The 11,838-nt window shown below is 39.2% G+C and carries 13 protein-coding genes; 4 read left to right on the top strand and 9 right to left on the bottom strand.

The genetic code is table 11. The annotated features are described in order from the left end of the window. Positions 1-99: 99 nt before the first annotated feature. From N9I19_RS22575 to N9I19_RS22565, 3 genes are all read right to left on the bottom strand, one after another. Positions 100-1,038, bottom strand: coding sequence for a magnesium transporter CorA family protein (locus N9I19_RS22575; protein ID WP_089364323.1), 939 nt, complete (start codon positions 1,036-1,038; stop codon positions 100-102). 321 nt (positions 1,039-1,359) lie between these two features. Next, entirely contained in the window at positions 1,360-1,632 is a 273-nt protein-coding gene (locus N9I19_RS22570; RefSeq protein ID WP_317779042.1) for a hypothetical protein, read from the bottom strand. Between the two features lie 60 nt (positions 1,633-1,692). Further along, entirely contained in the window at positions 1,693-2,793 is a 1,101-nt protein-coding gene (locus N9I19_RS22565; RefSeq protein WP_317779041.1) for a nitric oxide synthase oxygenase, read from the bottom strand. 243 nt (positions 2,794-3,036) lie between these two features. Between N9I19_RS22565 and catR the strand changes: the two genes are divergently transcribed. Both catR and N9I19_RS22555 read left to right on the top strand, forming a co-directional pair. Beyond that, a complete protein-coding gene (gene catR, locus N9I19_RS22560) occupies positions 3,037-3,360 on the top strand; it encodes a catDE operon transcriptional regulator CatR (protein WP_061463475.1) in 324 nt (107 codons plus the stop codon). Between the two features lie 155 nt (positions 3,361-3,515). Next, positions 3,516-4,433: an NAD(P)/FAD-dependent oxidoreductase gene (locus N9I19_RS22555; protein ID WP_125161370.1), complete on the top strand. Its 918-nt coding sequence runs from the start codon at positions 3,516-3,518 to the stop codon at positions 4,431-4,433. A gap of 98 nt (positions 4,434-4,531) precedes the next feature. Here the strand turns inward: N9I19_RS22555 and N9I19_RS22550 are convergent, their stop codons facing one another. Further along, the gene (locus N9I19_RS22550; protein ID WP_125161371.1) at positions 4,532-4,678 is read right to left on the bottom strand and encodes a lmo0937 family membrane protein; all 147 of its coding nucleotides are present in this window, start codon (positions 4,676-4,678) and stop codon (positions 4,532-4,534) included. A gap of 278 nt (positions 4,679-4,956) precedes the next feature. Here N9I19_RS22550 and N9I19_RS22545 point away from each other — a divergent pair, with 278 nt between their 5' ends. Beyond that, complete coding sequence (locus N9I19_RS22545; protein WP_317779040.1) at positions 4,957-5,277, top strand: YckD family protein; 321 nt, start codon at positions 4,957-4,959, stop codon at positions 5,275-5,277. Positions 5,278-5,445: 168 nt separating this feature from the next. Continuing rightward, a complete protein-coding gene (locus tag N9I19_RS22540) occupies positions 5,446-7,413 on the top strand; it encodes a S9 family peptidase (protein WP_317779039.1) in 1,968 nt (655 codons plus the stop codon). Between the two features lie 42 nt (positions 7,414-7,455). Here N9I19_RS22540 and N9I19_RS22535 read toward each other — a convergent pair whose 3' ends face one another. The 5 genes from N9I19_RS22535 to N9I19_RS22515 all read right to left on the bottom strand — a co-directional run bounded on the left by N9I19_RS22535 (position 7,456) and on the right by N9I19_RS22515 (position 11,570). Beyond that, a complete protein-coding gene (locus tag N9I19_RS22535) occupies positions 7,456-7,887 on the bottom strand; it encodes a CBS domain-containing protein (RefSeq protein WP_089364329.1) in 432 nt (143 codons plus the stop codon). An 81-nt stretch (positions 7,888-7,968) separates the two neighbouring features. Further along, the gene (locus N9I19_RS22530) at positions 7,969-8,805 is read right to left on the bottom strand and encodes an MBL fold metallo-hydrolase (protein WP_317779038.1); all 837 of its coding nucleotides are present in this window, start codon (positions 8,803-8,805) and stop codon (positions 7,969-7,971) included. Between the two features lie 89 nt (positions 8,806-8,894). Beyond that, positions 8,895-9,875, bottom strand: a complete 981-nt coding sequence (locus N9I19_RS22525; protein WP_284470542.1) for an ABC transporter permease — start codon at positions 9,873-9,875, stop codon at positions 8,895-8,897. Continuing rightward, positions 9,868-10,782 carry an ABC transporter ATP-binding protein gene (locus tag N9I19_RS22520; protein WP_061463482.1) on the bottom strand — a complete coding sequence of 305 codons (915 nt, stop codon included), beginning with the start codon at positions 10,780-10,782 and terminating at the stop codon, positions 9,868-9,870. The genes N9I19_RS22525 and N9I19_RS22520 overlap by 8 nt, the downstream gene beginning before the upstream one ends. Then, positions 10,779-11,570, bottom strand: a complete 792-nt coding sequence (locus tag N9I19_RS22515) for a GDSL-type esterase/lipase family protein (RefSeq protein ID WP_317779037.1) — start codon at positions 11,568-11,570, stop codon at positions 10,779-10,781. Before N9I19_RS22515 ends, N9I19_RS22520 begins: the two co-directional genes overlap by 4 nt. Between the last annotated feature and the right edge of the window lie 268 nt (positions 11,571-11,838).

The following is an 11,838-nucleotide window of genomic DNA, read 5'->3' as shown; positions in this document are numbered from 1 at the left end:
CCTATAGATTGCACCCATGCCGGGCGCACAAAAATAGACAAACTCGATTTTCATCGAGTTTGTCTACAGTCTGAAACCGGCTTAATAAGCCGGTTTCTCTTAAAAATATTTCTTCTTCCAAAAAATGAATGCCGTCGTCCCCGCTAAAGTGATGGCAATTAATAATGTAAAGATGAAAGCAAACTGATTATGTTCAAATGGCAGTTCCACATTCATTCCGTAAAAACTTGCCACCATCGTCGGAAGCGTTAAAATAATTGTCACTGAGGTTAGAAACTTCATGGCATTATTGACATTATTCGAAATAATCGAAGCGAATGCATCCATCATCCCGCTAAGAATCGAGAGATACACTTCTGCCATTTCGATTGCCTGTGCATTCTCGATGATTACGTCCTCAAGCAATTCTTTATCTTCTTCATACATTTTCAAATAATTAAAACGGAGGATCTTATCAAGTACTACCCGATTGGATTTCAATGATGTAGTAAAATAAACCAGGCTTTTTTCCAAAGCCAAAAAAGTATATAGTTCTTTATTTTTCATTGACTGATGCAATTCACGTTCCGCTTCATTAGTCATCTTGTTAATCTGTTTAAGGTACCGTAAATAATAGGATGAAATTTCAAATAATATTTGTAAAGCAAACCTTGTTTTCTTATTGGTGAAAAATCCTTTAATCTTATTGTTTTTGAAATTCGCTAAAATTGGGGTTTCTTTCAAAGATACTGTAATAAAACAGTCTTTGGTAAAGATCATCCCAATGGGAATCGTTTCAAAGATGGGTAAATCGGCTTCGTCCCGAGTCAAATATGGGAAGTCGACAATAATTAAAACATTATCATCTTCTTTTTCTATGCGGGGCCTTTCCTCATCGTCCAGCGGATCTTTCATGAAATTAATCGGTAACTTCAAAGTCGTGCATATATAATCTATTTCGGCTTCTGTCGGCGCGACAATATTCACCCAGGAACCTTTTGTCATTTCCTCGATATTGTTTAGGTGCCGGTTTTCATTCGTCTTGTAGATTTCAATCATTTGATGACCTCCTCTTCTATAGAGAAAGCCTTATTTACCTTCTTCGAGCAGATACTCAGGGAGAATAACAGTCTCGACTTCTAGCATCATATTGGCTTCCTCTTGCTTACTGGGTTCAGGATCATAAGAACTGCTGCTCACTCGTATCCACTTCCTTTCGATTCTTTAATCTTAATCCTTATTCTTTTAAAGCACAATAACGAATTTACCACCTTGAACACCCTGTTTAAAATTCGCAATCATCTGAATTTAACGATTAAAAAAAAGATCAAATAAAGCCATAAAAAATCGCTTGGAATCTCCAAGCGATTTTTTATTACGTTATCCATGCTTAGCATTATTATAATAGTGAACACCATACATGGCGCCTTCATCTACCATTTTATTATCTTCATGATCATATGGATCGGGGTGACCTGCCTTTTCAATTACAGGATCCAGCTCTGAAGCCTTCCTATTCCAAAAACTTAATGTTTTATCTTTTGCATTGGACCATATGTCCTTCACTTTTCCTCTGTTCGTTTTATTTGAAAAAAATGAGACTCCGGCAACTCCGACTCCTAGTAATACTACGTTTCTTCCTAATGCCATCATTACCTTCCCCCTTATTATTGGATTAATATATATATACCCAATGCCCGTTGATGTAAACCTTTATTTATATGGAGGATTTTGATAAAAGAAATTAGGTTTCATTATTTCATTGTTATACGGCTGATGAAATACGTGTGTCGTAGCTGGAGACACTGGTGGAATTAACCAGGTCCAGTCACCCGTTACTTTTCGGTCACATGAAGTTTCCTTTTCTTCGAATTTCTTGAATTGTTTTGCTGCCGTATGGTGATCAACAATGCTGACTCCATGTTTTTTAAACGAATGAAGGACTGCATCATTCAGTTCGATCAAGGCTCGATCTTTCCATAAATTCGAATCACGTTTAATATCCAAGCCCATCCTCTCCCCTATTGCTGGAAGCATATTGTAGCGATCTTCATCAGCAAGGTTTCTGCCGCCAATCTCCGTTCCCATGTACCACCCATTAAATGGTGCAGCTGAATAAGTAATACCGCCAATTTCTAGCCTCATACCAGATATGATTGGAACTGCATACCATTTGATTTGAAGATCTTGAAACCATGTAAACTCAGGGTGGGTGATTGGAACTTCCTTAACTAAACTTTCAGGAATTTCATGAAATTCAGGGGTTTTTCCGTCCAACTGGACTACAAGGGGTAAAAGATCGAAAGGTCCAAATTTCCCTTCCCATCCTAATGCCATGCATTGCTTTGTGAATTCTATTGAACTTGAATCGCCAATTACACCATGCTCTGTCTCATATCCTGCATAACGAATAAGCTGATGATTCCAAATATCCACTTTTACATCATGATCTTTCTGTTTGAAAATTGTAATCAAAGGCCTGATGTTTCCATTATTCGTAGCGTATTCGATATGCTCAAAGAGAGCCGATACTATTTCTTCCTCGCTTTGAATCATCCTTTTATCAATCACCCTCAGCGACTCCCAAAAAAAGCGCCCGATGCAACGATTACTATTACGCCAAGCTAATTTAGCACCATAAACCAATTCTTCATATGTATGTTCATATCTGCCTGTTTCATTTATTTCCTTTTTGATTTGTTCGATCCTGCCATTTATGTCCTCTTTCGTTTTCAATAATTCCGGGTAACTGGTCCTGATAAAGGATACGGCCTCTTGAAGTAAATCACTCATCTTTCCCACGGATCCTTCCATTTGCAACTCTTTGACTTCAATAATAAAGTAACATATTTTTCATAGTATCTCTAAAGGAACACATTTTTAAAAGAGCATTTCTTTTAAAATGTGGCAATTCTGAGGCGAAAATTTTATTCATGATACTTAAAGTAAGTTCATAAATTTCTTATACTATAACATCTCTAGTAACTAAATAATATTCGGTAAAGTTGTTACATAAGAGGTAAATGCATTATAATATAATAATAATGGGGTGATATGATGAATAATACGACACTTTGTCCACGATTTGAAAAAGGAATGCAAATCTTGAGTAAACGCTGGACTGGATTGATTGTCAATCAATTGCTTAATGGCCCTCAACGGTTTTGTAATATTGAATCTGCCTTCCCGATCAGCGGCAGGATTCTTTCTGAACGTTTAAAGGACTTGGAAATTGAAGGTATTGTAAAAAGGGACGTATATCCAGAGACACCAGTCCGGATTGAATATTCTTTAACTGAAAAAGGCAAGGCTCTTGCACCGGTAATGAAAGAAATTCAAAACTGGGCACAAGAATGGCTCGAACCAATACAGAACCAATAAAATAGGCATTAGAAGAAATCGAGGAAAGTTCGCCAGCTGGCGGACTTTCCCTTTTTTTATATCTAGCATTTGTTTAGGTGCCTGCGACAAGTGGTATATTTTTTACAGTTAGAATAACACTAGGTTTATTCCAAAATTGTATGGGCGGTGTATTCATGAAGCAAGCAGATTGCATTATTGTTGGTGGTGGTATAGCGGGTATTCAGGCAGCCATTCAGCTCGGAAGATATAAACATGATATTATTGTCATTGATTCTGCTCAAGGCCGTTCTTCCATAGCCAAGGCTTACCATAACATTCTTGGATGGCCAGATGGGGTAAGCGGGCACCAATTAAGGACTCTGGGCAGACAGCACGCAGAAAAATTCGATGTTGAATTTTTGGAAGATACAGTGACATCTCTTGAAAAAAAGCGGGACAAGTTTTTTATCCACACAAAGAAGGGCATGGAATATCAAGCAAAAATGATTTTTCTAGGTACCGGTATTACCGATAACATCCCTCCAATCAAAAACATCTATACAACCCTTGGGACATCCACATATATATGCCCTGACTGTGATGGGTATGAGATCATGGATAAACAAACCGTGGTCCTTGGAGGCGGAAATGCAGGTGCAGGAATGGCGCTTACTTTATTATATTGGTCAAAGGATATCATTTACGTCAATCACTTGAAATCAAAAATTGATGAAAAGTATAGGGAAAAGTTAAAGGAAAATCAAATTCCCGTATTCGAAGAAGAAGTCGAAGAGGTTCTAGTAGATGCCAAACAGCAGTTAACCGCAATACAATTAGTATCTGGTAAAATAATTGAAGCTGAAAAGGCATTCACGGCGTTTAAAGGGAACAAACTTAATAATGGCCTCGCCTTACAACTAGGTGTGCATGTAAACGAAAACAATCATGTCGTGATTCATCCCCGCACTAAAGAAACGAATATTAAAGGAGTTTGGGCCGGCGGTGACCTTGTTGCCCATTCCGAACAAGTCACTATTTCGATGGGGGATGGGACCCAAGCCGCGATTTGGATTCATAAAAGACTGTTGGGCCAGCCACTTCCTTATGATTAACACCTACGGGAAATTAAAAGGGCGACCTGTTCACCAGGCCGCCCTTTGCAATCGTATTTATAAAAATCTTCTGCGTAAAACATCGTTTCACATCTAATCTACGTTCGCTTCCTACCTTTAAAAACTTTAACCAAAATGAGAATGACCGCGATGATAAGCAGGATATGTATAAAGCCTGCAGCCACTTTAAAGACTAAACCAAGAACCCATAATAATATTATTACGCCAATAATTGTCCAAAGCATTATAATCCCCCTTCCTTCCCTTCTCATAATGGATCTTTCTTAATGAGAAGTTTCTTCAGAATGTTAGCTTACATTTAAATTACCCTTATCTTTCTGCAACAAACCCTTTTGTGGGTAAACCAAAAAAATTACATAAAACTGTAAAATCTGTAAAAGATAATAATGAATGAGGAATCTTCCATATTGAAAACATTACCATAAGGAAGGCCTTTCAAGTTTTTAAGGTTCTGCAGATCTTTATAAGAAAAGGCAAAAACAAAAGAAGGAGTCGTTCATCCATGAAAAAGTTTTTAATCATCTGTTTAACAGCCTGTTCCCTATTCCTAGTTAACATGGATTACCCGTCTGCACATGGAACTAAAGCAAAACCGGAAAGTGTACAATTCACTGAGGTTCAAAAATCTGAAATCGCAAAGATACACAAGCAAATACTTGCGGACAAAAAGAAGTTGATCGAAAAATATGTTGAATATGGTGCGCTATCAAAAGAAGAAGCCGATAAAATGTTTTCACATTTTGAAAAACATTATAAAATGATGGAAGAACATAATTTTCAAATATCGCCGCATCGCCCACATACAGGGCATACGCATAAGTAATTCTATGTTCTTTGCCTATATAGCATGATAATCCGTCCTGATAAAAGGCCGGATTTTTTTCATTTCATTCTTTCTTGATAAATAAACACTACGCGTTTACCATTTACTAAAGGATTTATATTTCTCTTTAGCGAAATACATAACAATGAGAATGAAAGGGTGAAAAGGATGAACAAAATAGGTATAACAGCAAGAGACTTATTTCACTTGAAATCAGTGACCGATCCAAAGCTATCGCCGGATGGCAGCATGGCGGTGTATGTCCAAACCAGAATTGATGAAAAAACAGAAAAATACATTTCCAATCTGTTTATGTTCAGCCTGATTACGAATAAAACAAAGCAATGGACGTTTGGGGATAATCGTGATACATCACCTGCATGGTCCCCCGACGGAAAGCATATCGCCTTTATATCGGACAGATCTGGAAAAAAACAAGTGCACATTATTGGGAGCATTGGAGGGGAAGCACGCCAATTGACCCATTTCGTTAACGGTGTAACAAAACCTATATGGTCTCCTTGTTCCACCAAGTTGTTGCTTTCTACAGGGTTAAAAGAGGGGGAATGCCTTAATGCGGTTAAGGAAAATGATTTTTCCAAAGATGTTCATAGATATGACCGGATTAAGTATAAATGGGATGGGAGAGGCTATTTTGATCAGTTATTTCAGCAGCTTGTCATCGTGGAGATTTTAAATGACGAAGCCATATTGCTGACGGAAAATAATATTGATCATCACCCGAATGCGTGGTCCCCTGACGGTCAGCACATTGCATTCATAAGCGGGGATGCAGAAAAGAGTGATGATGAACTTTTTTCTGATATTTTTATCATGGAACTAGAAACGAATTCTTCACGTAAGTTAACGGATAGTACAGGTTTCTTTAAAGATCCGAAATGGTCTCCAAATGGTGAATACCTTTCATTCATTGGCCATTATAAAGAATTTGCCGGTGCCACCTTTTCAAATATCTGGTTATACTCCATATTCGATCAATCCATTCAGTGCTTAACCGATGGATGGGACGTCCAAATTGGGGATTCTGCAATCGGTGATTTCCAAGTCGGAGCAGTCGACCCTGGTATTTTATGGACAAACGATAGCCAAGGCTTTTACTTTTTAATAAGCGATTATGGAAATACTGGCGTATATTATGGTTCGATTGAAGGAGCCATGTATCCATCTTTACTTGATCCGCAGCATATATACGGCCTGACTATAGATCCCGAAAGCCATCGTGCGGTCGTGGCTATTAGTACCCCCGTTCATCCCGGTGATCTCTTTGTTTATAACCTTACAAATGGGGATAAAGAACAAATTAGTTTTATTAATGAAGATTTTTTAAAGGATAAACATTTGTCCATGGCCGAACCCATTACTTTTCCATCTGTTGATGGACTTACCATACACGGCTGGATCATGAGACCGACCAATTTTAATGGAAATCAAAAATATCCACTCATTTTAGAAATCCATGGCGGTCCGCATATGATGTATGCCAATACCTATGTTCACGAATTTCAGACCTTGGCTAATGATGGGTATACTATTTTGTTCACTAACCCACGTGGGAGTGTGGGTTATGGTCAGGACTTCGTAAATGCCTGCCGAGGGGATTATGGAGGCATGGATTATCAGGACTTAATGGCGGGCGTTGACCATATTTTAGCGACGTATGATTTTATAGAGCATGAAAATTTGGGAGTATCCGGCGGCAGCTATGGCGGGTTCATGACAAATTGGATCATCGGTCATACCAACCGTTTCAAGGCCGCTGTTACTCAGCGTTGCATTAGTAACTGGATTAGCTTTTATGGCGTCAGCGACATTGGCTATTATTTTACTGAATGGGAAGTAGGCGGCGATATCGTTAACTCTGCTGAAAAATTGTGGCAGCACTCACCTTTAAAATATGTTTCCAATGTGAATACCCTTTTACTTCACGGTGAAAAGGATTTCCGATGTCCCATTGAACAGAGCGAGCAATTTTTTGTCGCTTTAAAACGGCAAAAAAAAGAAGCGGTACTTGTTTCCTTCCCAGATGAGACTCATGAAGTATCCCGAAGCGGATCTCCAAAAATGCGTCTTCAACATGTAGAAGAAATAAAAGGATGGTTCAATAAATATTTTTAAAAACAAAACTCTGTTAGCCTTTCGCTAACAGAGTTTTTGTTTTTAATGTTGGATTTGATCTCTGTCCTCGGAAATTGAACTTAAAGCATTTCCCGCAATTGAATTTGTCTGATGATGCACAGCAAGATCACCCAACGCTACGACTCCGACCAGCTGGTCATTTTCAATTATAGGGAGCCTTCTGATTTGTTCATTCCCCATTAACTCCTCAGCTTCATCCACTGACATATCAGGGGTGCCTGTTACAAGATTCGTGGAAATAACATCGGTAATTCTAGTCGAATTCGGCTTTTTCTCGGCAACACAGCGGATAACGATATCCCTGTCTGTAATGACACCAATTAATTTGTTATTCTCCAATACAGGAATGACTCCAACATCATCATCCTTCATTTTGACTGCTGCTTCATATATATTATCTTCCACAGTGCAACAATCCACGTCTGTTGTCATAATATCTCTTAATGTAGTCACGGATATTACCTCCATTTTTCATTAGTTGCTTGTTTATTGTTGACTGCTCAAGAGAAATTATTCATCAAACTCTAACACATTTCATTCCACATATTTCCCATGATCCGGTTTAGCTAAAGAATCGAATTCCTTTGCCAACTTTGATAATCCCCTTTCCAATTCTTCCCCTTCAATAGGATACCCGTGCCCCGTTACGGCTACAGCAGGATTCAGACTATCCAATAACCTTACCGATTCCTTGGCAGACTCCCAATCGGTTGTCAAATACCGTGGCGGCTCTGCTATTTCTTTCTCCTGAGTGATGACCTTGTATAGTGAATCTTGCCTGACATTCACAAAAGCATCTCCAGCTATCAGACTTCGGTCACTTTCCCGAAATAGTGAAATATGTCCTTTTGAATGGCCCGGGGTGTGGACCCATTTCCAATCGCCAAGCTCGGGAACACTGTGATCATCAGGCAGGGGTTGAACTTTTTCATCCAGGTTGATTCCCTCATTCGGAAACATCCAAGAAATCTTAGCAACCATCCCCCCTTCGACAGTATAATCTGGCTCAGGATAATTTTCCTGTCCCGTTAAATAAGGCATTTCTTTAATGTGGGCATAAACAGGAGCTTCCCAATATTCCATTAACTCAATCAATGCACCAACATGATCGAAATGTCCATGTGTCAAAATGATGGCCGCAGGTGGATGATGTGGTCCGTATATTTCTTCGGCAGCTCTCTTTATCATCTCTGCTGAACGTGGCATTCCTGCATCTATCAATACCCATTTTTCATCTTTGGGGGACCCTATAAAAATTACATTAACGATTTGTACGGGCAGACAGTATATATCCTCTTTTACAATCTGAACATCTCCACTGGAAACTGAAGTCATTGGCAGAAATTTTTCATTCATATGATTATCATCCATTATAGACCTCCTAATAAAACTTACTGTTTTTTTAAGGATACCCTGTAAAAGAAAATAAAAAACAACCTATAATTTATATAGGCTGTCTTTCAGTAAACATCCCTGCGTGTAAAAACTGTAAAAGAAATAAGTAAAGCAAGCACCCACCAAACGAGTAATGTAATGACGGAGGATAATAAGGTCATCCCTTCTATCGGAGGAGCCGTCCCGCTAATATAAGCGGTCAATTTCAAATTCACCATAAAGAAATATTTCGCTGACACCCATGATGAAACCATATTGTTCAATATAGCTCCGGAAATCAATGCAGCCAGCATAATGCCCATGCCTGCAGGGGTGCTTCGCACCAAAACCGAAAGCATGAAAGAAAGGGTACCTACCACTACTGCAACCAGCCAGACAAGCCCCAAATCCATCAAAAGGAATTTCCATTGTTCCACTAGCCTTACTTGACTGACATCCACATCAGCACCCTTTAATTCGAATCCGGTTATTACGGGTGCCCCCCAACCTTGATACCCAAAAACGATCCCCGATAAAAAATACGCCAAAAAGGCTGTCATCGCCACGATAATCGAAACTGACAAAATTAATGTTACATATTTGCTCAATAAAATTTTCCAGCGCTCAACTGGCCGTGTCAGCAGAAGCTTGATCGTGCCTTGACTATTTTCGGAAGAAACCAAATCACTTGCCACTATCATGATCAACAGCGGAATGAACAAATCAATTGCATTTTCCAAAAACATGCGAGTAAAAGTAGCGGCTCCTGGCTCTGTGGGGTTAATGTCATGATCCAGGTAATATTGCTGCTGTTTGAGACTTACTTCCAGCTGTTCACGCCACTCATCCAACATCCTATTTGAGCCCAACCGATTTTGAGTATCAATGATTTGCTGCTGAAGAGCTGCACGCCAATCATCAGTTCCCAGCTTCTCCCGCTGCTCTTCCACTTGTTTGTATTGTGCATACGTGAACATCAACACTAAAATTCCGACGATGATACCTATTATGATTAACCGTTTCTTTGCCAACAACTTCATCATTTCATTTTGGATCAAGTTATTCAATACTTCCACCTCCGACACCGGTCACTTGTAAAAATAACTCTTCCAGTCCCGGAAGCTTTCGGTTCATTTCATGTACCTTCACCCCTGCTTGGTTAAGTGCAGCATTCCATTCGGGGGTTTCGAATTCATCATAAGCTGTAATGATATATTTTTGATCTAAGGTAATATCGGTGAAACCGCTAAGGATTTCCACTCCCTTTTGTAAAGGTTCTACCCTCCAAATCATCCGTTCTTGCGTGGATAATAGGCGTTCCACTGTATCCGTTTTGATGATTTCCCCACTTTTAATAATTGCGACGCGGTCACAAAGTTGTTGTATTTCACCTAATAAGTGTGAAGAAACTAGAACACTCATGCCTTCTTCTTCAGCCAACTTTCTAATGAATTGTCGCATTTCACGGATTCCAGCAGGATCTAGACCGTTAGTGGGTTCATCCAAAATCAACAGCTTAGGACTATTAAGCATTGCCTGCGCGATTCCTAGACGCTGCCTCATACCTAAGGAATAGGTCTTCACTTTATCATGAATTCTCGCTTGCAGACCGACGAGTTCTACAACCTCGATCATTCTTTTTTCATCAACTTCAGGTAACATCCTTGCAAAGTGGAGCAAATTATTCCACCCGCTCAAAAATGGATATAACTCTGGATTTTCAACAATGCAGCCCATTTGCTTCATTGCCTTCGTAAATTCCTGACGAACATCATACCCGCATATATGGATGGAACCGGAGGATGGCTTAATCAAACCGACCAACATGCGGATCGTTGTCGTTTTACCGGCTCCATTCGGTCCTAAAAAGCCAAAAACCTCACCTTCATTCAGCTCAAAATCTATTCCTTTAATAATTTCCCTTTTGCCAATCCTTTTTTTCAAGCCCTTGACAGACAATGTCACCTGTTTCATCGATCCTCATCCTCCCATTTTATTAAAGGAGCAACCCTATCAGCAATCAAACGATAACCCTTCTGATTAGGGTGAAATTTATCTGAATACAAATACTCATTTACCGACAATTGAAATATATCAAATGTTGGGACGAAAATTGCATTCTTATAAAGAGCCACGACTTCTGCCGTTTCATTATTCCAGTCCCGTACGATGCGGTTAGTATCAAAGTCCTCATCCAACCCTATAAATGGATTATACAGGCCAAGCAATAATATGGTAGCTGTATCATTAACATTATTGATATCTTTAAAAATCCCATGTAAATTCTCCAAATAATTCCTTCTCAATTCAGATGTGGCTTCACGATCATAATCAAGCAGGGTCTGGCCTTTTTGAAATAAATCGTTACCGCCGATTGTAACTAAAATAACATCAGCCGCTTGGATTTGGCGCTTCACTTCCGGTTGTTTCACTTGCTGCGCCAATTCTTTAGATACCTGTCCATTAATTCCAAGGTTATGGATGAGCGGTTTTTTATTATATTCACTCTCCAACTCTTCCACAACAAGTCCAACGTAGCCTTTGCCTGTTTCATCACCTGTACCACGCGTCAATGAATCACCTAACGCCACAACCGTAAAATCATCAGGCAGATCATTTTTAATGGGGGATTCCTCTATTGTTTCCATATCAGAATTCCTTTTTCCATAATGGTCAATAATCGCCCATCCTAGGCAAAATAAAAAAAACAGTCCGATAAGAGCTGATACAATGGTAGCGGCCAATACTTTTGATTTGCTCAAAAACGCTCATCCTTCCATTCATTCTCTACCTTCCATTAAATCATATTATTTCCAAAAATAAAAAACTGATTGCTCTTGATACCAAAAATCCAGGTAGCCCATCTCCTGATTGTTAACATCCTATCTTTCTTTAAACGGCACCCTACCACTTCTATCATTAAAAAAGGCAGAACGGGATTCATTTAATCCCACAGACTGTAGACAAACTCGATGAAAATCGAGTTTGTCTATTTTTTATGAGTTGTACAATTTGGCCGTTGATTTTCCA

The sequence above is a fragment of the Peribacillus sp. CSMR9 genome, assembly GCF_033141925.1.
Lineage (GTDB): Bacteria > Bacillota > Bacilli > Bacillales > DSM-1321 > Peribacillus > Peribacillus simplex_A.
This window is presented reverse-complemented; position numbering and strand designations above follow the sequence as displayed.

Bases quoted from the DNA above. Each gene is read 5' to 3' on its own strand.
- N9I19_RS22540 (WP_317779039.1), top strand. From the start codon at position 5,446: ATGAACAAAATAGGTATAACAGCAAGAGACTTATTTCACTTGAAATCA.
- N9I19_RS22555 (WP_125161370.1), top strand. From the start codon at position 3,516: ATGAAGCAAGCAGATTGCATTATTGTTGGTGGTGGTATAGCGGGTATT.
- N9I19_RS22550 (WP_125161371.1), bottom strand. From the start codon at position 4,678: ATGCTTTGGACAATTATTGGCGTAATAATATTATTATGGGTTCTTGGT.
- N9I19_RS22530 (WP_317779038.1), bottom strand. From the start codon at position 8,805: ATGGATGATAATCATATGAATGAAAAATTTCTGCCAATGACTTCAGTT.
- N9I19_RS22575 (WP_089364323.1), bottom strand. From the start codon at position 1,038: ATGATTGAAATCTACAAGACGAATGAAAACCGGCACCTAAACAATATC.
- N9I19_RS22520 (WP_061463482.1), bottom strand. From the start codon at position 10,782: ATGAAACAGGTGACATTGTCTGTCAAGGGCTTGAAAAAAAGGATTGGC.
- N9I19_RS22545 (WP_317779040.1), top strand. From the start codon at position 4,957: ATGAAAAAGTTTTTAATCATCTGTTTAACAGCCTGTTCCCTATTCCTA.
- catR (WP_061463475.1), top strand. From the start codon at position 3,037: ATGAATAATACGACACTTTGTCCACGATTTGAAAAAGGAATGCAAATC.
- N9I19_RS22570 (WP_317779042.1), bottom strand. From the start codon at position 1,632: ATGATGGCATTAGGAAGAAACGTAGTATTACTAGGAGTCGGAGTTGCC.
- N9I19_RS22565 (WP_317779041.1), bottom strand. From the start codon at position 2,793: ATGGAAGGATCCGTGGGAAAGATGAGTGATTTACTTCAAGAGGCCGTA.